This is a genomic window from Acidovorax sp. NCPPB 3576, from assembly GCF_028473605.1.
Taxonomy (GTDB): Bacteria; Pseudomonadota; Gammaproteobacteria; order Burkholderiales; family Burkholderiaceae_C; genus Paracidovorax.
Map to the genome: position 1 here is coordinate 4,032,653 of NZ_CP097267.1, position 21,183 is coordinate 4,053,835.

At 67.7% G+C, this 21,183-nt stretch carries 18 protein-coding genes; 8 read left to right on the forward strand and 10 right to left on the reverse strand.

The features are described from left to right. Window positions 1–33: 33 nt before the first annotated feature. The 8 genes from ubiB to serA all read right to left on the reverse strand — a co-directional run bounded on the left by ubiB (window position 34) and on the right by serA (window position 10,569). Window positions 34–1,599 carry a ubiquinone biosynthesis regulatory protein kinase UbiB gene (gene ubiB / locus M5C98_RS18400; RefSeq protein WP_272548897.1) on the reverse strand — a complete coding sequence of 522 codons (1,566 nt, stop codon included), beginning with the start codon at window positions 1,597–1,599 and terminating at the stop codon, window positions 34–36. Further along, a complete protein-coding gene (locus tag M5C98_RS18405) occupies window positions 1,596–2,162 on the reverse strand; it encodes a hypothetical protein (protein ID WP_272548898.1) in 567 nt (188 codons plus the stop codon). Before M5C98_RS18405 ends, ubiB begins: the two co-directional genes overlap by 4 nt. A 78-nt stretch (window positions 2,163–2,240) precedes the next feature. After that, window positions 2,241–3,263, reverse strand: coding sequence for a Tim44 domain-containing protein (locus tag M5C98_RS18410; RefSeq protein ID WP_272548899.1), 1,023 nt, complete (start codon window positions 3,261–3,263; stop codon window positions 2,241–2,243). A gap of 53 nt (window positions 3,264–3,316) precedes the next feature. Then, complete coding sequence (ubiE, locus tag M5C98_RS18415) at window positions 3,317–4,048, reverse strand: bifunctional demethylmenaquinone methyltransferase/2-methoxy-6-polyprenyl-1,4-benzoquinol methylase UbiE (RefSeq protein WP_272548900.1); 732 nt, start codon at window positions 4,046–4,048, stop codon at window positions 3,317–3,319. Window positions 4,049–4,169: 121 nt separating this feature from the next. Then, a complete protein-coding gene (locus M5C98_RS18420; RefSeq protein WP_272548901.1) occupies window positions 4,170–4,607 on the reverse strand; it encodes a DUF971 domain-containing protein in 438 nt (145 codons plus the stop codon). A gap of 123 nt (window positions 4,608–4,730) precedes the next feature. After that, window positions 4,731–5,189, reverse strand: a complete 459-nt coding sequence (locus tag M5C98_RS18425) for an HIT family protein (RefSeq protein WP_272548902.1) — start codon at window positions 5,187–5,189, stop codon at window positions 4,731–4,733. Continuing rightward, window positions 5,189–9,103 (reverse strand): FAD/FMN-binding oxidoreductase, encoded by a 3,915-nt coding sequence (locus tag M5C98_RS18430; protein ID WP_272548903.1) that lies wholly within the window; start codon window positions 9,101–9,103, stop codon window positions 5,189–5,191. The genes M5C98_RS18425 and M5C98_RS18430 overlap by 1 nt, the downstream gene beginning before the upstream one ends. 236 nt (window positions 9,104–9,339) lie before the next feature. Next, window positions 9,340–10,569, reverse strand: a complete 1,230-nt coding sequence (serA, locus tag M5C98_RS18435; protein WP_272548904.1) for a phosphoglycerate dehydrogenase — start codon at window positions 10,567–10,569, stop codon at window positions 9,340–9,342. A 359-nt stretch (window positions 10,570–10,928) separates the two neighbouring features. On the opposite strand from serA, the gene ugpB reads away from it, so the two are divergent. From ugpB to M5C98_RS18470, 7 genes are all read left to right on the forward strand, one after another. After that, complete coding sequence (gene ugpB / locus M5C98_RS18440; RefSeq protein WP_272548905.1) at window positions 10,929–12,239, forward strand: sn-glycerol-3-phosphate ABC transporter substrate-binding protein UgpB; 1,311 nt, start codon at window positions 10,929–10,931, stop codon at window positions 12,237–12,239. Between the two features lie 100 nt (window positions 12,240–12,339). Further along, window positions 12,340–13,221, forward strand: coding sequence for a sn-glycerol-3-phosphate ABC transporter permease UgpA (gene ugpA / locus M5C98_RS18445; RefSeq protein WP_272548906.1), 882 nt, complete (start codon window positions 12,340–12,342; stop codon window positions 13,219–13,221). Between the two features lie 54 nt (window positions 13,222–13,275). Continuing rightward, window positions 13,276–14,127, forward strand: coding sequence for a sn-glycerol-3-phosphate ABC transporter permease UgpE (gene ugpE / locus M5C98_RS18450; protein WP_272548907.1), 852 nt, complete (start codon window positions 13,276–13,278; stop codon window positions 14,125–14,127). A gap of 44 nt (window positions 14,128–14,171) precedes the next feature. Then, the gene (locus M5C98_RS18455; RefSeq protein ID WP_272548908.1) at window positions 14,172–15,176 is read left to right on the forward strand and encodes a sn-glycerol-3-phosphate import ATP-binding protein UgpC; all 1,005 of its coding nucleotides are present in this window, start codon (window positions 14,172–14,174) and stop codon (window positions 15,174–15,176) included. An 8-nt stretch (window positions 15,177–15,184) separates the two neighbouring features. Continuing rightward, window positions 15,185–15,544: a bleomycin resistance protein gene (locus M5C98_RS18460; RefSeq protein WP_272548909.1), complete on the forward strand. Its 360-nt coding sequence runs from the start codon at window positions 15,185–15,187 to the stop codon at window positions 15,542–15,544. A gap of 117 nt (window positions 15,545–15,661) precedes the next feature. Then, window positions 15,662–16,444, forward strand: coding sequence for a glycerophosphodiester phosphodiesterase (ugpQ, locus tag M5C98_RS18465; RefSeq protein WP_272548910.1), 783 nt, complete (start codon window positions 15,662–15,664; stop codon window positions 16,442–16,444). Between the two features lie 83 nt (window positions 16,445–16,527). Continuing rightward, a complete protein-coding gene (locus M5C98_RS18470) occupies window positions 16,528–18,981 on the forward strand; it encodes a DUF3772 domain-containing protein (RefSeq protein WP_272553333.1) in 2,454 nt (817 codons plus the stop codon). A 98-nt stretch (window positions 18,982–19,079) separates the two neighbouring features. On the opposite strand, the gene M5C98_RS18475 is transcribed toward M5C98_RS18470, so the two are convergent. Next, complete coding sequence (locus tag M5C98_RS18475; protein ID WP_272548911.1) at window positions 19,080–20,045, reverse strand: Bug family tripartite tricarboxylate transporter substrate binding protein; 966 nt, start codon at window positions 20,043–20,045, stop codon at window positions 19,080–19,082. A 156-nt stretch (window positions 20,046–20,201) separates the two neighbouring features. Here M5C98_RS18475 and M5C98_RS18480 point away from each other — a divergent pair, with 156 nt between their 5' ends. Next, on the forward strand, window positions 20,202–20,840 hold the full coding sequence (locus M5C98_RS18480; protein WP_272548912.1) for a LysE family translocator: 639 nt from the start codon (window positions 20,202–20,204) through the stop codon (window positions 20,838–20,840). A 27-nt stretch (window positions 20,841–20,867) separates the two neighbouring features. On the opposite strand, the gene M5C98_RS18485 is transcribed toward M5C98_RS18480, so the two are convergent. Continuing rightward, a complete protein-coding gene (locus tag M5C98_RS18485) occupies window positions 20,868–21,143 on the reverse strand; it encodes a hypothetical protein (RefSeq protein ID WP_272548913.1) in 276 nt (91 codons plus the stop codon). Between the last annotated feature and the right edge of the window lie 40 nt (window positions 21,144–21,183).

The window sequence follows — 21,183 nt, forward strand, 5'->3', positions numbered from 1 at the left end:
GGGTAAGGGGAAAAGGGAGGGGTCGGAAAAAGGCTAGAAGAGCCGCACGCGGATCAGCAGCTGCATCGCCAGCAGCCCCAATACAAAACCCATGCCACCGTAGATCAGGCTCTGCAGCAGCCGGTTGGTGCGCTTTTGCGCAGCCAGCAATTCCAGCAGCTCGCGGCGGTTGTCGTGCGGACGCTCGCGCAGGTAGCCGTGCAGCAGGCGCGGCAGTTCGGGCAGCATCTTGGCAAAGCGGGGCGCCTCGGCCCGCAGCTCGCGCCACAGCCGCTGCGGGCCCATCTGGTCGAGCATCCATTTTTCGAGGAACGGCTTGGCGGTGCTCCACAGATCCAGGTCGGGGTCGAGCTGGCGGCCCAGGCCCTCGATGTTGAGCAGCGTCTTTTGCAGCAGCACCAGTTGCGGCTGGATCTCCACATGGAAGCGCCGCGAGGTCTGGAACAGCCGCATCAGCACCATGCCGAGCGAGATTTCCTTGAGCGGGCGGTCGAAGTACGGCTCGCACACGGTGCGGATGGCCGCCTCCAGCTCGTTCACGCGTGTGTGGGCCGGCACCCAGCCGCTTTCGATGTGCAGTTCGGCCACGCGCTTGTAGTCGCGGCGGAAGAACGCCGTGAAGTTCTGCGCGAGGTATTCCTTGTCGAACTCGGTCAGCGTGCCGACGATGCCGAAGTCCAGCGAGATGTAGCGCCCGAAGGTCTCGGGCTCCAGGCTCACCTGGATGTTGCCCGGGTGCATGTCGGCGTGAAAGAAGCCGTCGCGGAACACCTGCGTGAAGAAGATCGTGACCCCGTCGCGCGCCAGCTTGGGAATGTCCACGCCCGCGGCCCGAAGGCGCTCGATCTGGTTGATCGGCACGCCCTTCATGCGCTCCATCACCAGCACCTCGGCGTGGCAGAAGTCCCAGAGGATCTCGGGGATCAGCACGAGCTCGAGCCCCTGCATGTTGCGGCGCAGCTGCGCGGCATTGGCGGCCTCGCGCACCAGGTCCAGCTCGTCGTGCAGGTAGTTGTCGAACTCGGCCACCACCTGGCGGGGCTTGAGCCGCTTGCCGTCGGCCGACAGGCTCTCCACCCACCCGGCCATCAGGCGCATGAGGCCCAGGTCGTTCTCGATCACGGGCAGCATGCCCGGGCGCAGCACCTTGACGGCCACCTCGCGCTCCACGCCCTTGCGGTCGCGCACGACCGCGAAGTGCACCTGGGCGATGGACGCGCTGGCGATCGGCACCCGGTCGAAGGACACGAACACCTCGGCCAGCGGACGGCGGAAGGCGCGCTCGATGGTGGCCACCGCCACGTCGGGATCGAAGGGCGGCACGCGGTCCTGCAGGTGCGCCAGCTCGTCGGCGATGTCGGGCGGCATCAGGTCGCGCCGGGTGGACAGCACCTGGCCGAACTTCACGAAGATCGGGCCCAGCCGCTCCAGCGCCTCGCGCAGGCGCTGTCCGCGCGGGGCGTCCAGGTTGCGCCCGATCGACACGATGCGCGCCACCAGGCGCAGCCAGGGCTTCTGGAAGCTCGTCAGGACCAGCTCGTCCAGCCCGTAGCGCAGCACCACCCAGACGATGGTGATGCCGCGAAGGAAACGACTCATGGTGCGGGGCGGTCAGTACCGCCGGCGCCGCCGGCAGACGAAGCCCGGCGTGCGCCGACGAACTGGCGCAGCGCCTGCGCGGCGCGGCGGGCCGCCGAGCCGATGGCATGGGCCGGCGCATCGCCGATCACGCGGGCCAGGTCTTCCTCGACGTCCCAGCGCACGTGGTCCACCAGCCAGTTGATGTCGGCGGCCAGTTGCACGTCGCCTTCGATGCGGATGCCGGGCTTGTCACCGCGCAGCGCGGTCTGGGCCAGCGACAGGGGGGAGGCCTCGATCACCTCCAGGCGCAGGTCCGGCATCTGGCCCTCGGGCGCCAGGTCCAGCAGCCCGGCCGGGGTGATCTGCAGGGCCATGGAATAGGCCCGCCACTGCACGCGGGCCACGCGCCCCTTTTGGCGCACGAGGCGGTCCATGGCCTCGGGCTCCTGCATGAGCACATGGTTGAGGAACAGCACCAGGCGGTGCTGCACCTCGTGCACCAGCCACTGCGGTGGCTGCGGGCCTGCGGCGATGCGCTCGAAAAGCCCATCCAGGAATGAAAAAGGGGACTGTGTTGCCATAGTCCCCGATTATTCCCCGAACTGGGCGCGGCGCCGAAGGCTTTACCCCCGCACCCGCCGCGCCATTGCGGCCGAGCCTTATTGCAAGGCTTGCACGCCGGCCACCAGCCAGCCGCTGCTGCCGGCCTTCGGCTTGGTCATGTTCCACACTTCGCGGAACGGGCTCGGGCCGGCCGAGAGCTCCTCGCGGATCATGCCGGAGAACTCCACGCTGGCCATGTAGCCGTCGCCCAGGTCCTCGATGCCCAGCAGTTGCGCTTCCAGCATGACCACGTCGGTGTGGTTGGGCTGGCTGGCGCCGCGCAGCGATTCACGCTCGCTCAGCTGGGTGCGGATCTCTTCCACCATGCTGTCCGTCATCATCGAGCGCAGCGCAGCGATGTCGGAGCGGTCCCAGGCGCCTTGCAGCGTGATGAAGTTGCGCTTGGCCGCGGTCAGGAAACCTTCGGTGTCGAAGCCTTCCGGCACGCCCCAGTTCTGCGAGCCTGCCAGTGCCGAGCCGATCACCACGCCCGAGCCGCCGCCGCTCTGGCGCGAAGCATCGAAAGCCATGCTGCTGCGCTCGAAAGGCCGTGCGGAGGCATCGTTGCCCACGTTCTGCGGGCTGTACTGGCGGGGCATCTGCGCCTCGGCCGGCGAAGCGGCACCGCCGCCTGCGCCCTGGAAGGCGAAGGGCGAGTTGCCGGCACCGCCTTCGGCGGGCTTGCGCGAACGCATGAACATGCGGAACAGGGCGAACGCACCCAGCGCCAGCAGCGCGATCAGCAGGAACTGGCCGAAGCCCGCGCCCAGGCCGAGCGAATGGGCCAGCCACGCCAGGCCCAGGCCCGCGGCCAGGCCGCCGAGCATCGCGCCCCAGGGCTTCTTGGCGGCCGCCGCCGGAGCGGCTGCGGGAGCGGCGCCGGGCTTGGCCGCCGCTGCGCTGTTGACGTTCTGCGCCGGCGCACCGGGCGAGGCGGGCGGCGGTGACGCGGCCTCGCGCTGCGTCACGTTGCTCGATTGCTTGCCAACGGACTTGCCGCCACTCATGCGGCGCGCATCCGCATCGGCATGCACTACCAACAACATGGCGACCAGCGCCACGGACCACAGTTTCATCATGTCATCTCCAATTTATAGATAGGTGCCGGCTGCCGACGAAAACACAAGACGGCTCAACACTTGATTCCAACATGCAAAGCAACGATTCCCCCCGTCATGTTGTGATAGTCCACATGCCCAAAGCCATTTTTCTGCATGAGGGTTTTGAGTTCTTCCTGCCCCGGATGCATCCGGATCGACTCGGCGAGGTAGCGGTAGCTGGCGTCGTCGCCGGCCACCATCTGGCCCAGGCGGGGCAGGATCTTGAAGGAATACCAGTCGTAGGCCTTCTCCAGCGGCTTGGCCACCTTGGAGAACTCCAGCACCAGCAGGCGGCCGCGCGGCTTGAGCACGCGGCACATCTCGGCAATGGCCTGGTCCTTGTGCGTCATGTTGCGCAGGCCGAAGGCCACGCTCACCACGTCGAAATGGCCATCGGGAAAGGGCAGCTTCTCGGCGTCGCAGACCAGCGTGGGCAGCACCACGCCGGCATCGATGAGGCGGTCGCGCCCCACGCGCAGCATGGCTTCGTTGATGTCGGTGTGCACCACCTCGCCCGATGCGCCGACCTTCTTGGCGAAGGCCTTCGCCAGGTCGCCCGTGCCGCCCGCGATGTCGAGGACGCGGTGGCCCTCGCGCAGGTTGGCGACCATGACCGTGTAGGCCTTCCATGCGCGGTGCAGGCCACCGGACATGAGGTCGTTCATGACGTCGTACTTCGATGCGACGGAGTCGAAAACGCCGCGCACGCGGCGCGCCTTTTCCGCTTCATCGACCGACTGGAATCCGAAATGCGTGGTGCTCATTCCGCGATGCTAGGCGCGCGGGCCCCGCTCGTACAGCGACAACCCCGCGCCTGCATGGGGCATCTGTCGCAATTCGGACGTTCGGCCCGCGCCAAAACGGACCGAAACGGGCCGGCAAAACTCAGTGGCCGCAGCCTCCGTGGCCGTGCGAATGGCCGCCACCGCCGCCACGCCTGGGTGGCATCGGCGTGTCGCGATCGGCGCCGGCCTCGGCCAGCCGGCGCAGGTAGTCGGCCCACAGCGCATCGTGGCGCTGGCCCAGTTCATACAGGTAGTCCCACGAGAAGATGCCCGTGTCGTGGCCGTCGGAGAACGTGGGCTTGACCGCGTAGTTCCCCACCGGCTCCAGCCCCGCGAGCGTGACGTGGCGCTGGCCGGTCTGCAGCACCTCCTGGCCCGGGCCGTGGCCCTGCACCTCGGCGGAGGGCGAATACACGCGCATCAGCTCGAACGGGATGCGGAAGGCCGCGCCGTCCGAGAACACCACCTCCAGCACGCGCGATGCCTCGTGCACCGTGATCGACTGCGGCGTGGGTGCGCCGGCTTTCAAACCTGCCATGGAAATCCTCTGTGCGTTTGCGTTGTGCCCGCTGCGGGCGGCCCGATGGAGCCGGAGCGCGATTGTCCCACCGCGCCCTGGCCGGGCCGGCAGTGGGCTCCGCTCGGGCTCAGGCGCGTTGCGTCAAGCCAGCTGCGACAGCCGCCCGGCCATCGCCGCCTCGGCCGCGGCCAGGCGGGCGGCCACATCGGCCTCGCGCTCGGGTGCGCGGTCGCGCTGCGGCGCGGCCCACACGGCGCCTGAGAAATGGCTGTCCCATGCAAAGCGCGCGATCACGTGCCAGTGCAGGTGCGGCACCATGTTGCCGAGCGCGGCCAGGTTGATCTTGTCCGGCTGCACGTGGGCGCGCAGCGCGGTCTCCACAGCCGCCACGGCGTCCATGCAATGCTGGCGGTCGCCCGCGTCCAGATCGGTGAACTCCGCCGCATGCGCGTTCCACACCACGCGATAGAAGGCCGGAAAGCCCGGCTCCTGCGCGCGGACCACGCGCAGCTTCGGGCCGCGCCAGACCAGCGCGCCGCCGTCGCCATCGCACAGCGGGCAGTCGGCCGCGGTGGCCGCAGCAGGCGCGGTGGCTGCCATCAGACAAGCACCCGCTCGATGCCGCCCGCATTGGCGCGCTGCACGTATTCGGGCATCCAGTTGTCGCCCAGGATCTCGCGCGCCATCTCGACGACGATGTAGTCGGCCTCCAGCAGGCCGTTGTTCAGGTCGTCCTGGTAGCGGTTCAGGCCCTGCAGGCAGCTGGGGCAGCTGGTGAGGATCTTCACGTTGTCCTGCGCACCCACGGCACCGCTGGCGCGCAGCGCGGCCTCGCCCTTCTTGATTTCCTCTTCCTTGCGAAAGCGCACCTGCGTGGAGATGTCGGGCCGCGTCACGCCCAGCGTGCCGGATTCGCCGCAGCAGCGCTCGCTCTTGAGCACCTGCGGCCCCACCAGCGCCTTCACGGTCTTGACCGAGTCCTGCAGCTTCATGGGGTTGTGGCAGGGCTCGTGGTACAGGTAGGCGCCCTTGCCCTGCAGGGTCACGCCCTTTTCCAGCAGGTATTCGTGGATGTCGATGATGCGGCTGCCCGGGAAGATCTTGCCGAAGTCGTAGCCCTGCAACTGGTCGTAGCAGGTGCCGCAGCTCACCACCACGGTCTTGATATCGAGGTAGTTGAGCGTGTTGGCCACGCGGTGAAAGAGCACCCGGTTGTCGGTGATCATCTTCTCGGCCTTCTCGAACTGGCCGCTGCCGCGCTGCGGGTAGCCGCAGCACAGGTAGCCCGGCGGCAGCACGGTCTGCACGCCCGCATGCCAGAGCATGGCCTGCGTGGCCAGGCCCACCTGGCTGAACAGGCGCTCGGAGCCGCAACCGGGAAAGTAGAACACCGCCTCCGTCTCGGCCGTGGTCGTGGCCGGGTTGCGGATGATGGGCACGTAGTCCTTGTTCTCGATGTCCAGCAGCGCGCGCGCCGTCTTCTTGGGCAGCCCGCCGGGCAGCTTCTTGTTGATGAAGTGGATCACCTGCTCCTTGACCGGCGCGGTGCCGACCGTGGCCGGCGGCCGCGCGGTCTGGCGGCGGCCCACCTTGCGCAAGAGTTGAACGGCGATGCGCTGGGCCTTGAAGCCCACGCCGACCATGGCGCTGCGCATCAGCTTGATGGTGTCGGGGTTGGTGGCGTTGAGCATGGTCATGGCCAGCGCGTTGCCGGGGCGGAAGGTCTTCTTGCCCATCTTGCGCAGCAGGTTGCGCATGTTCATCGTCACGTCGCCGAAGTCGATCTTGACCGGGCACGGCGTGTAGCACTTGTGGCACACGGTGCAGTGGTCGGCCACGTCCTCGAACTCCTGCCAGTGCTTGATCGACACGCCCCGGCGCGTCTGCTCCTCGTACAGGAAGGCCTCGACCAGCAGCGAGGTGGCGAGGATCTTGTTGCGCGGGCTGTACAGCAGGCTGGCGCGCGGCACGTGGGTGGCGCACACGGGCTTGCACTTGCCGCAACGCAGGCAGTCCTTGACCGAATCGGCGATGGCGCCGATGTCGCTCTGCTGCATGATCAGCGACTCGTGCCCCATCAGGCCGAAGCTGGGCGTGTAGGCGTTGGTGAGGTCGGCGAACATCAGCGAGTTGCGGGCCGAACCGGGCTCCCGCGCAATATCCGCTAGGGCACCATGCTCCTGATTTCGTAGCAGCTTGCCTTTGTTGAAGCGCCCTTCGGGGTCCACGCGCTGCTTGTAGTCGGCGAACGGCCGCAGCTCGTCGTCGGTCAAAAATTCGAGCTTGGTGATGCCGATGCCGTGCTCGCCCGAGATCACGCCGTCGAGCTGGCGGGCCAGCACCATGATGCGCGCCACGGCCTCGTGCGCCGTCTGCAGCATGCGGTAGTCGTCGCTGTTGACGGGGATGTTGGTGTGCACGTTGCCGTCGCCGGCATGCATGTGCAGCGCCACCCACACGCGGCCCTTGAGCACGCGCTGGTGGATGGCGGCCGTCTCGTCCATGATGGGTTTGAAGGCGGCGCCGGCGAAGATCTTGGCCAGCGGCTCGCGAAGCTGGGTCTTCCAGCTCGCGCGCAGCGTGTGGTCCTGCAGCTGGGCGAAGAGCGGCTCCACGTCACGCAGCCAGCCGGTCCACAGCGCGCGCACCTCGCCCACCAGCGCCACGGCCTGGCCCACGCGGTCTTCCAGCAGCTCGGCGGACGGGATCTCGTGCGCATCGTCCTGGCGGCCCAGCGGCAGGTTGCCGCGCAGGAAAAAGTCTTCCAGCGCATCGCACAGCGCGATCTTGTTGCGCAGCGACAGCTCGATGTTGATGCGCTCGATGCCGTCGGTGTACTCGGCCATGCGCGGCAGCGGGATCACCACGTCTTCGTTGATCTTGAAGGCGTTGGTGTGGCGGCTGATGGCGGCCGTGCGCTTGCGGTCCAGCCAGAACTTCTTGCGTGCCTCGGGGCTGATGGCGATGAAGCCCTCGCCCGAGCGCGAATTGGCCAGCCGCACGACCTCGCTGGTCACGCGCGCCACGTCGTCGGCGTTGTCGCCTGCGATGTCGCCGAACAGCACCATCTTGGGCAGGCCGCCGCCGTGCCGCTTGCTCTTGGTGGCGTAGCCCACGGCCTTCAGATACCGGTCGTCCAGGTGTTCCAGGCCCGCCAGCAGCACGCCGCTGCGCTGCTGCTCGGCGAACATGAAGTCCTTGATCTCCACGATGCTGGGCACCGCATCCTTGGCGTTGCCGAAGAACTCCAGGCACACGGTGCGCGTGTGCTCGGGCATGCGGTGCACCACCCAGCGCGCGCTGGTGATGAGGCCGTCGCAGCCCTCTTTCTGGATGCCGGGCAAACCCGACAGGAACTTGTCGGTCACGTCCTTGCCCAGGCCCTCCTTGCGGAAGGTCTTGCCGGCGATGTCCAGGCGCTCGGTGCGGATCGGCGTCTTGCCGTCGGCCTCGAAATACTGCAGGTCGAAGCTGGCCACCTCGGCGTCGTGGATCTTGCCCATGTTGTGGTTCACACGGGTCACCTCCAGCCACTGGGCGTCGGGCGTCACCATGCGCCAGCTGGCGAGGTTGTCGAGCGCCGTGCCCCACAGCACGGCCTTCTTGCCGCCGGCGTTCATGGCGATGTTGCCGCCGATGCAGGACGCCTCGGCGCTGGTCGGGTCCACGGCGAACACGTAGCCCGCTCGCTCGGCCGCATCGGCCACGCGCTGGGTGACCACGCCGGCCTCGGTCCACACGGTGGCGACCTCGCGGTCCATGCCCGGCAGGCGGCGCATTTCCACCTCGGTCATGGCTTCGAGCTTTTCGGTGTTGATGACCACGCTGCGCCAGGTGAGCGGAATGGCGCCGCCGGTGTAGCCGGTGCCACCGCCGCGCGGGATGATGGTCATCTCCAGGTCGATGCAGGCCTTGACCAGCGCGGCCATCTCGGCCTCGGTGTCGGGGGTGAGCACCACGAACGGGTATTCGACGCGCCAGTCGGTCGCGTCGGTCACGTGGGACACGCGCGAGAGGCCGTCGAACTTGATGTTGTCCTTGGCCGTGTGGCGGCCCAGGCGCTTTTGCACCTGGCGGCGCAGCTGCGCCGCCTCGACGAATGTGGCGTCGAACTCGGCGATGGCGCGGCGCGCGGCGTCCACCAACTGGCCCACCAAATGGTCGCGGCCGGAATCGTCGGCCGGCGTGCGGCGCTTGCCGATCTCGGCCAGGCGGTGCTCCAGCGCCTCGACCAGCAGCTTGCGCCGGTCGGGGTTGTCCAGCAGGTCGTCCTGCAGGTAGGGGTTGCGCTGAACCACCCAGATATCGCCCAGCACTTCATAGAGCATGCGGGCGGAGCGGCCGGTGCGGCGCTCGCGCCGCAACTGGTCGAGCACGTCCCAGGACGGCAACCCGAGCAGGCGGATGACGATTTCCCGGTCGGAAAACGAGGTGTAGTTGTAGGGAATCTCTCGCAGGCGGGCAGGCTCGGCGGCCTGCGCCTGCAGGGCAGCCAGCGCTATGGGAACGTTCATGGGGTCAACCTGGGTCGGGCGCGTGGGGCGCCCCTGTGCCTCGGGGCCGCGATTTTATGCCAGCCTCCGGGTAGTCCCGGGGGCCGGGCCGGGCCCACCGGCCGGCGCAACACCGCGCAGACCCTGATTGCTACTATTTTTATAGCATCATGCCGGCGTTTTCATTGCGCCGGAGGCCGTTTTGGCCCTGAATCCCACGGCGGCCCAGCGGAGTGCCCGCCGGCCTGCCCGGCCGATCAGAACAGCACGCGGCTGCGGATCGTGCCCGGCACCTTGGCCAGCTCGTCCTGCGCCAGGTCGGACGACTGGGCGTCGATGTCGATCACCACGTAGCCCACCTTCTCGTTGGTCTGCAGGTACTGGGCGGCGATGTTGATCCGGTTGTCCGAGAAGATCTGGTTGATCTGCGACAGCACGCCCGGCACGTTCTGGTGGATGTGCAGCAGCCGGTGCTTGCCCGGGTGCGCGGGCAGCGCCACCTCGGGGAAGTTGACCGATGAGATCGAGGTGCCGTTGTCGCTGTACTTGACCAGCTTCTCGGCCACTTCCAGACCGATGTTGGCCTGCGCCTCCATGGTGGAGCCGCCGATGTGCGGGGTGAGGATCACGTTGTCCAGCCCGCGCAGCGGCGACAGGAACTCGTCCTTGTTGGTGCGCGGCTCGACCGGGAACACGTCGATGGCGGCGCCCAGCAGTTTCTTGGCCTTGAGCGCCTCGGCCAGCGGCTCGATCTCCACCACCGTGCCGCGCGCGGCGTTGATCAGAATGCCGCCGGGCTTCATCGCCGCGATCTCGGCCGCGCCGATCATCCACTGCGTGGACGCCAGCTCGGGCACGTGCAGGCTCACGATGTCGGCCTGGCCCAGCAGCGCGTGCAGCGAGGGCGCCTGGCGCGCATTGCCCAGGGGCAGCTTGTTGACCACGTCATGGAAGATCACGTGCATGCCCAGGCCCTCGGCCAGCACCGACAACTGCGTGCCGATGGAGCCGTAGCCCACGATGCCCAGCGTCTTGCCGCGGATCTCGTAGGCGTTGTCGGCCGACTTGAGCCAGCCGCCGCGGTGCGCCACGGCGTTCTTCTCGGGAATGCCGCGCAGGAGCAGGATGGCTTCGGCCAGCACCAGTTCGGCCACCGAGCGGGTGTTGGAGTACGGGGCGTTGAACACGGCGATGCCGCGCTCGCGGGCGGCGTTCAGGTCCACCTGGTTGGTGCCGATGCAAAAGCACCCCACGGCCACGAGCTTGTGCGCCTGGGCGAAGACCTCGGCCGTGAGCTGGGTGCGCGAGCGGATGCCCACGAAGTGCGCATCGGCGATCTTGCGCTTGAGTTCGTCGTCGGGCAGCGCGCCGGAGATCGCCTCGATCTGCGTGTAGCCCGCACCGCGCAGCACGTCGAGCGCGGACGGGTGGATGCCCTCGAGCAACAGGAACTTGATCTTGCTTTTGTCCAGAGAGGTTTTGGCCATGGAAAGGTCCGGAGGATCGGAAAAGGAAAAGGCGCGGGATTCGGCCCCGCGATCAGCCCCAGAACGGGGACGCGAGATCATTGTGCACCGCACAAAACCCTCCTGGCATCCTTGCAATTCGCTGAAATGGTGCACGGCACCAGTCGCCAATGCGACTCGGCGCGGCGCCGATCTGTCACGAAATTGTCATGAAATCGCCAACGCTGGCGCCCGTTTGGCGGCCATGGCGGGGCCCTGCGCCGCGACGGGTTTCCCCGCTTGATCGGTGCGTGGGCCTATGCGACAACGACACATTCGTGTCACGAAATGCGTCCTACCATCGGCGCTTCGTGCATTTCGTATCGATTCGAGGAGTTTTCATGCAATTCAAGCACCTGGCGGCCACTGCCGCCATCGCCGCTTCGTTCTGCGCCACGGCGCAGGCACAGACCGAGATCCAATGGTGGCATTCGATGACCGCGGTCAACGGCGAGTGGGTGAACGATCTGGCCAAGCAGTTCAACGAAAGCCAGAAGGAATACAAGATCGTGCCGACCTACAAGGGCACGTATGACGAGTCCATGACGGCCTCCATCGCCGCCTTCCGCGCCGGCAACGCACCGCACATCCTGCAGGTGTTCGAAGTGGGCACGGCCACCATGATGGCCAGCAAGGGCGCCATCGTGCCCGTGGGCAAGGTGATGCAGGACGCGGGCGCCAAGTTCGACCCGGCCGCCTACATCCCCGCCGTGGCCGGCTACTACACGGCCCCCAACGGCCAGATGCTGAGCTTCCCGTTCAACAGCTCCACCACCATCTTCTATTTCAACAAGGACGCCTTCAAGGCCGCCGGCCTGCCCACCGACAAGGCCCCCTCCACCTGGCCCGAAGTGATCAACGCGGCGGCCAAGCTCAAGGCCTCGGGCCACAAGTGCCCGTTCACCACGGCCTGGCAGAACTGGACGCAGGTCGAGAGCTTCTCGGCCTGGCACAACGTGGAGTTCGCCAGCAAGTCCAACGGCCTGCAGGGCCTGGACGCGCGCCTGAAGGTGGATTCGCCCCTGCACGTGCGCCACATCGAGAACCTGGCCAACATGTCCAAGCAGGGCCTGTTCGTCTACAAGGGCCGCGGCAACGTGCCGGAAGCCAGCTTCGTGTCGGGCGAGTGCGCCATGATCAACACGTCGTCGGGCTTCTACGGCAACGTGGCCAAGAACGCCAAGTTCGCCTACGGCCTGGCGCCCCTGCCCTACTACCCCGATGTGGCCGGCGCGCCGCAGAACACCGTGATCGGCGGCGCGAGCCTGTGGGTCATGGCCGGCAAGAAGCCCGCTGAATACAAGGGCGTGGCGCAGTTCTTCCAGTTCATCTCCACGCCCGAAGTGCAGTCCGCCAGCCACAAGCGCACCGGCTACCTGCCCGTCACCAAGGCCGCGTACGAGCTGACCGAAAAGTCGGGCTTTTACCAGCAGAACCCCGGCACCGACGTGGCCGTGACGCAGATGATCCGCAAGGTCACCGACAAGAGCCGCGGCATCCGCCTGGGCAACTACGTGCAGATCCGCGCGATCGAGGACGAAGAGCTCGAACAGGTGTGGTCCGGCAAGAAGACCGCCAAGGAAGCGCTGGACACGATCGTCAAGCGTGGAAACGAGCAATTGGAACGCTTCCAGAAGGCGAACAAGTCTTAATACGACTTAAACTGACCGTTTCGCCAACCGCAAAAAGCAGATGGGTCGTCCATCTGCTTTTTGCTTTGGGAAGCGCCTATTTCTCCCAACCTTCCGCCCCATGGAAAAACGCGTCCGCTTCAAATCTGCCTGGCTGCCCTGGCTGCTCATCGCGCCGCAGATGGCCATCATCCTGGTCTTCTTCTTCTGGCCTGCCAGCCAGGCCTTGGTGCAGTCGATGCAGTTGCAGGACGCCTTCGGCACCTCCACCGAATGGGTGGGCCTCGATAACTTCCGGCAGCTCTTCAACGACGGCAGCTACGTCGAGTCGTTCAAGACCACGGCGATGTTCTCCGTGCTGGTGGCGGGCATCGGCATCAGCCTGTCGCTGATGCTGGCGATCTTCGCCGACCGCGTGGTGAAGGCGGCCATGTTCTACAAGACCATGCTGATCCTGCCCTACGCCGTCGCGCCCGCCGTGGCCGCGGTGCTGTGGGTGTTCATGTTCTCGCCGTCGCTCGGCGTGGTGGCCTATGGCCTGGAGAAATTCGGCATCCACTGGAACCACCTGCTCAACTCGGGCCAGGCCATGACGCTGATCGTGATGGCCTCGGTGTGGAAGCAGATCTCCTACAACTTCCTGTTCTTCCTGGCGGGCCTGCAGTCGATCCCCAAGTCGCTCATCGAAGCCGCGGCCATCGACGGCGCACGCCCCTGGCGACGCTTCTGGACGATCCAGTTCCCGCTGCTGTCGCCCACCACGTTCTTCCTGCTGGTGATCAACGTGGTCTATGCCTTCTTCGACACCTTCGCCATCGTCGATGCGGCCACGCAGGGCGGCCCGGGCAAGGACACGGCCATCCTCGTCTACAAGGTCTATTACGACGGCTTCAAGGCCATGGACCTGGGCGGCTCGGCCGCGCAATCGGTGGTGCTGATGCTGATCGTCGTCGCGCTCACCGTGGTGCAGTTCCGCTATGTCGAAAAGAAAGTGAACTACTGATGCAACGCCTGATGCAATGCCTGGCGCAAAGCGTTTTTTCGATGGAGGCCGCCCATGGTTGAGCGCCGCCTGACCGCCGGCATCCTGGCCCATGTGATCATGGTGCTGGGCGTGCTGATCGTCGCCTTTCCGCTGTACCTGGCGTTCGTCGCCTCCACGCACACCGCGCAGGAGATCGTGCAGGCCCCCATGCCGCTGCTGCCCGGCGGCCACTTCTGGGAGACCTACAAGGCTGCCCTGTTCGGCCGCGATTCTGGCGCGGGCTCCACCGCCCCGGTGGCCCGCATGATGTGGGTCAGCCTGGTGTCGGCCCTGGTCATCACCTTCGGCAAGATCGCCATCTCGCTGCTGTCGGCCTTCGCCATCGTGTACTTCCGCTTTCCCTTCAAGGGCCTGTGCTTCTGGCTGATCTTCATCACGCTGATGCTGCCCGTGGAAGTGCGCATCGGGCCAACGTACCAGGTGGTCTCCGACCTCGGCATGCTCAACAGCTACGCGGGCCTGACCGTGCCCCTGATCGCCTCGGCCACGGCCACGTTCCTGTTCCGCCAGTTCTTCCTGACCGTGCCCGACGAGCTGGTGGAGGCCGCGCGCATGGACGGCGCGGGCCCGATGCGGTTCTTCAAGGACATCCTGATCCCGCTGTCCAAGACCTCGATCGCCGCGCTGTTCGTGATCCAGTTCATCTACGGCTGGAACCAGTACCTGTGGCCGCTGCTGGCCACCACCAGCGAAGACATGTACCCCGTGGTGATCGGCATCAAACGCATGATCGCCGGCGGAGACGGCCAGAACGAATGGAACATCGTCATGGCGACGGCCATCCTGGCCATGCTGCCGCCGGCCGTGGTGGTGATGCTCATGCAGAAGTGGTTCGTCAAGGGCCTCGTGGACACCGAGAAATAACGATCAAACGATCAACGATCGATCTGACAAGAATCCCAAAAAATATGGCTTCCCTCTCGCTTCGCAACGTTGTCAAACGCTATGGCGTCGGCCCCAAGGCCACCCCGGTCATCCACGGCGTCAGCGCCGAAATCCAGGATGGCGAATTCATCGTGATCGTCGGCCCGTCGGGCTGCGGCAAATCCACGCTGCTGCGCATGGTCGCGGGCCTGGAAGAGATCAGCGGCGGCGAGATCGCCATCGGCCCGCGCGTGGTGAACGACCTCGAACCCGCCGAGCGGGACATCGCCATGGTGTTCCAGAACTACGCGCTCTACCCGCACATGACGAACTTCGACAACATGGCCTATGGCCTGAAGATCGCCAAGGTGCCCAAGGACGAGATCAAGCGGCGCGTGGACAAGGCCGCCAAGATCCTGGAGCTGGGCCACCTGCTGGAGCGCAAGCCGCGCGAGCTGTCCGGCGGCCAGCGCCAGCGCGTGGCCATGGGCCGTGCCATCGTGCGCCAGCCCCAGGTGTTCCTGTTCGACGAGCCGCTGTCCAACCTGGACGCCAAGCTGCGTGCGCAGACCCGCCTGGAAATCCAGAAGCTGCACCGCGAACTGGGCATCACCAGCCTGTTCGTCACCCACGACCAGGTCGAGGCCATGACGCTGGCCCAACGCATGATCGTCATGAACGGCGGCGTGATGGAGCAGTTCGGCACGCCCGAGGAGGTCTATCACTCGCCCGCCTCGACCTTCGTGGCCAGCTTCATCGGCTCGCCGCCCATGAACCTGCTCAAGAACGCGGAAGGCGGCAAGCAAGGCGCGATCCTCGGCGTGCGTCCGGAGCACCTGGACATCGGCGACACCGGCTGGGCCGTGCAGGTCGAGACCGTCGAGCTGCTGGGCGCCGAGCGCCTGGTGTATGCGCGCATGAACGGAGAACCGCTCATCGTGCGCGTGGAAGAAGGCACGCACTCGCCCCAGCCCGGCGACACCATCCACGTTGAGCCGCGCCCGGCGCGCCTGCACTGGTTCGACGCCGCCACCGGCAAGCGGATGTGACCGGCACCATGAGCGATCTGGCACCGGCCCGGCTCGTGCACGCGACCGTTCCCGTGCTGGCCTCGCTCGACCTGGACGAGAGCGCGGCCTTCTGCGCCGACCGGCTGGGGTTCGCCCCCCGGCTGCGCATGGACGACTACCTCATCGCCGAGCGCGACGGCTGCGAGCTGCATTTCTGGCGCTGCACCGAGCGCCACATCGCCGAGAACACCTCCTGCTACGTGCGCGGCGACACCCGCGCGCTGCATGCCGACTTCGCTGCGCGCGGCCTGGCCGTCGATCCCCCGCGCGAGCAGCCCTGGGGCATGCGCGAGTTCTACGTGATCGACCCGCACGGCAACCTGCTCAAGTTCGGCGAACCGCTATGAAGCCCCCCGGAGTCGCCACCGGCGCCTGCTGGCTCGGCCTGCTCCGCGGCCATCGGACAGGACAGGCCGTGCCGGCATCGAACACCGAGACAGCCTTCCAAACCATCGTTCACTGACATGACCGCCCCTTCCGCTGCTGCTGCCGTTGCGCCTGCCGTTTCCGCGTCCGACTGGCCCTATCCCCGCTGGATCGCCCACCGCGGCGCCGGCAAGCTCGCGCCCGAGAACACGCTGGCCGCCTTCCGCCTGGGCGCGCACCACGGCTACCGCATGTTCGAGTGCGACGCCAAGCTCAGCAGCGACGGCGTGCCCTTTTTGCTGCACGACGCCACGCTGGAGCGCACCACCTGCGGCCGGGGCACGGCCGGCGAGCAGGCCTGGAGCGACCTGTCGCGCCTGGACGCCGGCGCCTGGCATTCGCGCGCCCACGCCGGCGAGCCGCTGCCCACGCTGGACGCCGTGGCGCGCTTTTGCCGGGCCAACAGCCACCTGCTGAACATCGAGATCAAGCCCACGCCCGGCACCGAAGAAGAAACCGGCCGCGTGGTCGCCGCGCACGCCGCGCGCCTGTGGCAGGGCGCCGCGGTGCCGCCGCTGCTCACCTCGTTCCAGGTGCGTGCGCTGTCCGGCGCGCGCGATGCGGCACCGCTGCTGCCGCGCGGCCTGCTGCTGGACACGCTGGGCGCCGGCTGGCTGGACACCGCGCAGCAACTCGGCTGCGTGGCCGTGGTCTGCAACCACGCGCTGTGGAATACCGAGACCGTGGCCCAGGTGAAAGGCGCCGGGCTGCGCGCCTTGAGCTACACGGTGAACGACGAATGGGCCGCGCAGCGCCTGATCGACCTGGGCACCGACGGCATCATCACCGACCGGGTGGACCTGTTCAGCCCCGGGCAGTGATACGCTTTCGGGTCCTTGTACGCACGGACTCGCCCTTGCTCCCTTCCTTTTTCAGAACCCTGCTGGCCGGCCTGCTCGTGGGCCTGGCCCTGTCCCACTCCGCGGCGGCGCAGGACCGGACCGCGGCGGCATCCGCCCCGGCCTCGGCGGCCAGCGCCACGGCCCCCCGGGCCGGCGATCCCGCCCCCCGCTCGGTGGACGACCTGCGCAAACAGCTCGATGCCGTCCCCAAAAAGCTCGACCCCGACGATGACGGACGCAAGCTCGTCAACGAGGTCTATGCCATCGGCACGGCCGCCGAGCAGCTCGTCGCGCAGCGCACCGAAGCGCTGGCCGACCTGGACACGCGCCTGGCCGGCCTGGGCCCCTCGCCAGAAAAAGGCGCGCCAGCCGATTCCCCCGACGTGGCGCAGCAGCGCGCCGCGCTGGCCAAGCAGCGCGCCATCGTGGACGCCGACCTCAAGCTCGCCCGCCTCATCGTGGTCGATTCCGACCAGCGCAGCGCCGACCTCGTGCGCCAGCGCCGCCAGCAGTTCCAGGACGCGCTGACCGCCCGCATCGACTCGCCCCTGGGCCCCACCTACTGGCGCGCGCTGCGCAATGCCTGGCCCTCCGACACCGCCCGGCTGTCGATGCTGGCGGTCGAAATGCGGCAGGCCCTGGAGCGGGCGCTGGAGCCCGCGCGGCGCACCACCTTTCTCGGCAGCCTGATCGGCGCGCTGCTGCTGGCCGTGGTGGGCAACTGGGTGGCCAAGCGCGTGCTGGTGCGCGTGGCGCCCACGCGGCTGCCGGCCGGGCGCCTGCGGCGCTCGCTGCTGGCGGCCGTGTCGGTCGTCGTGCACGTGCTGCTCATCGGGCTGGCGGCGCAACTGGCGCTCAGCGGCATCGATGTGGGCGACAACCTCGGCGACCGGCTGCACAGCCTGGGCAGCACGGCGGTGCGCCTGGCCATCTTCGCCTCGTTCGCCATCGGCCTGGGGCACGCGCTGCTGTCGCGCCGGCGCAGTTCCTGGCGCCTGCCCTCGCTGTCGGACGACCTGGCGCGGCGGCTGAGCCCCTACCCCTGGTGGATCGCCCTCGTCGCCATCACCAGCGGGCTCATCACCGAAGTGAACACCGCCGTGGGCGCCAGCCTCGCGGCCGAGGTAACGACGCAGGCCGTGACGGCGCTGCTCGTCTCGCTCACCGCCATTTCCTGCCTGCGCCACCTGCACGCTCCGCGCACCGCGGCCCGTGACGGTGCGGCGGAGGGCGGCAGCGAGGCCGCCGAGGCCGCTGCCGCGCCCCCGCGCCCGCTGTGGGTGGGCCTGCTCGTGGCCTGCGCGGGCTTTGCCTCGGTGGCGACCCTGGTGCTGGTCGCGCTGGGCTTCGTCGCCCTGGCCAGCACGCTGGCGCGCCAGATGGTGTGGAGCGCCATCGTCTTCGCCACCGCCTACCTGCTCTACCAGCTGGCCGACGACGTGTGCGAGGCCGTGCTGTCGTCCAAGGGCAGCTTCGGGCGCCGGCTGCATTCCGGCATGGGCATCGACGCGGGCCTGCTCGACCAGGCGGCCGTGCTGGGCTCGGGCGTGCTGCGCGTGGTGCTGTTCTTCTACATGATCATCGCGCTGATGGCGCCCTTCGGCACCGGGCCGGACGAGGTCTTCCGGCGCGGCAGCAGCCTGAACAACGGCCTGCAGGTCGGCAACTTCGCGCTCGCACCCCAGGCCCTGCTCACCGCGCTGGCCGTGGTGGCGGCGGGGTTCGTGGGCATCCGCGTGCTCAAGCGCTGGCTGAGCGAACGCTACTTTCCCAACACGTCGCTCGAGCCCGGCATGCGCAGCTCCATCGTCTCGCTGCTGGGCTACGTGGGCGGCGTGCTGGTGGTGGCCGCGGCGCTGGCGGCGCTGGGCATCAGCGTGGAGCGCATCGCCTGGGTGGCCAGCGCGCTGTCGGTGGGGATCGGCTTCGGGCTGCAGGCCATCGTGCAGAACTTCATCTCGGGCCTGATCCTGCTGGCCGAGCGGCCGGTGAAGGTGGGCGACTGGGTGGTGCTGGGCGATACCGAGGGCGACGTGCGCCGCGTGAACGTGCGCGCCACCGAGATCCAGCTGGGCGACCGGTCCACCGTGATCGTGCCCAACTCGGAGTTCATCACCAAGACCGTGCGCAACATGACGCTGACCGGCGCGCCGGGCCGCGTGCTGCTGCGCCTGCCCGCGCCGCTCGATACCGACGCACAGCGCATGCGCGAGGTGATCCTGCAGGCCTTCCACGCGCACGAAGGCATCATGGAAGACCCCGAACCCATCGTGCAGCTCGAAGGCATCCTGAACGGCACGCTCACCTTCCTGGCCATCGGCTACGTGAGCAATCCGCGCAACTCGGGCGGGGTCAAGAGCGACCTGCTGTTCACCATCCTCGACAACCTGCGCGGCGCGGGCCTGGCGCTGTCGCCGCCGGCGACCACGTCGCTCGCGTACCCGACACCGACCTCGCCCACCGTGGCAGTGCCGCAGCCCCAGGGCAGCAACGGGCCGGGCACGACCGTGGTCTGACCGGGACGCGGCCACCCCGGCTGCAACGATATGCTATTAATTTAATAGCATAATGCCCTAGTGGAATATGCGCTGGAGGCCGATTGGGCTCGAATGCCTCAATCCAGCTTCGCGCCCGACTGCGCCACGGCCGTGGCCCAGCGCGGCATCTCGGTGGCGAGGAAGGCCGCGAAGGCATCCGCGCCCAGGAAGGCCGGATCGGCGCCCTGCGACACCATGCGCTCGCGCACCTCGGGCGATTGCAGCACCTGGCCGAACGCATCGCTCAGCTTGGCGACCACGTCCTTGGGCGTGCCGGCCGGCGCGAGAAAACCGTAGAAGCCCACCACCTCGAAGCCCTTGAGCCCGCTCTCGATCGCCGTGGGCACGTCCGGCAGCGCCGGGTTGCGCTGCCGGCTGGTCACGGCCAGGGCGCGCACCTTGCCCTGCTTGTGGTACGCGGCCGCCTGCGGAATGCTCTCGGCCATGAACTGCACCTGGCCCGCCATCAGGTCGGTGAAGGCCGGCGCGCTGCCGCGGTACGGGATGTGGACCATGAACAGGCCCGTGGCCGTCTTGAACATCTCCGGCACCAGGTGGCTGATGCCGCCGTTGCCCGCCGAGCCGAAGTTGACCTGGCCCGGCTTGGCTCGCGCGTACTGGATGAATTCGGGCAGCGTCTGCGCCGGCAGCTTCGGGTTGACCAGCAGCGCCAGCGGCTGCATGGCGGTGCGCGCGATGGGCGTGAAATCCTTGAGCGTCTGGTAGGGCAGCCGGCGGTACAGCGCCGGGTTGATCACCATCACGCCGGTGTTGGCCAGCATCAGCGTGTGGCCGTCGGGCGGCGCCTTCATCACGTCCTGCGCGCCGACAGTGCCGCCCGCGCCCGACTTGTAGTCCACCACCACGGGCTGGCCGAGCACGGCCTGCAGCTTGTCGGTGAGCAGGCGGGCATGCTGGTCCAGCGGCCCGCCCGCGGGAAAGCCGATCACGATGCGGATGGGGTGGGAGGGAAAGCCCTGGGCCAGGGCGGCCACGGACAGACAGGCCAGGGTGGCGGCCGCCAGGCAGGTGCGCAGGCGCATGCGAAGGTCTCCTTTTTTTGGGGTTTCCGAGTACAAAGGGTGCAGCTTAGGGCCCGCCCTCAGGGCATGGCACGGGTGTTACCCGCAAAGGCCACGGCAGCGCGGCCCGCTCGGCGAAAATGCCCGTTGTTCTCAGCGACTGAAAGCACCCTCTCCATGACCCTCGCCCATTGGCTCCTTTTCTGCGGCGTCTCGCTGCTGATGTCCTTCACCCCCGGACCGGCCGTGCTGCTGGCGGTCTCGAACTCGGTGGATGTCGGGGCGAAGCGGACGGCGTTCAGTTCGCTCGGCAGCGTGATCGGCATCTTCGCCATCTCGGGCCTGGCGATGGTCGGCATGGGCACCATCCTCAGCCTGTCGGCGAACGCGTTCCTGATCATGAAAGTGGTCGGCGCGCTGTACCTGATCTGGCTGGGCATCAAGCGCTGGCGCAGCCAGGACGCGCTGATCGGCAACGATGCGGGCCTGGCGCCCACCCAGCGGCGCGAGCGCAAGAACTGGCAGTTGGTGGCCCAGGGGCTGGGCGTGTCGCTGACCAACCCCAAGGCCATCCTGTTCTTCTCGGCCCTGTTCCCGCAGTTCATCGTGCCCGGCGAGCCGCTGTTCACGCAGTATTTGCTGCTGACCACGACGTTCGCCGTCTGTGCGCTGATCTCGCACGCCTTCTACGTGGTGCTGATCTCGCTGGTGAAAGGCCACGTGGTGGCGCGCGCCAAGCTGTTCAACCGCATCGTGGGCGGCACCTTCATCGCGCTGGGGCTGGGCCTGCTCAAGACGCGGCACAAGCTGGGCTGACGGCCCGACCCCTCAGGGCACGTTTTCTCAGCGCCAGCCGCGCAGCAGCACCCACTGCGCGGTCGCGCAGCCCACCGCCAGCGCCGCGTAGGTGAGCATCTTTCCGTCGCGCCCCCACCACGCCAGCCCGGCCGCAAGGATGAGGCAGCCCACGCCGAACTGCACGGCCATCTGGGCGAGCGTTCCGTGCGCGGCCGCCCGCTTTCGCAGGAAGACCTTGCAGCCGGCGACCAGCAGCAGCGCCACGGCGAACGCGGGCAGCACGAAATTCAGCAGATGGTTGACGGCGGACAAAGCACCCATGGACATGACCCAGATCAAGACTATTACAGGCATAGCCCCC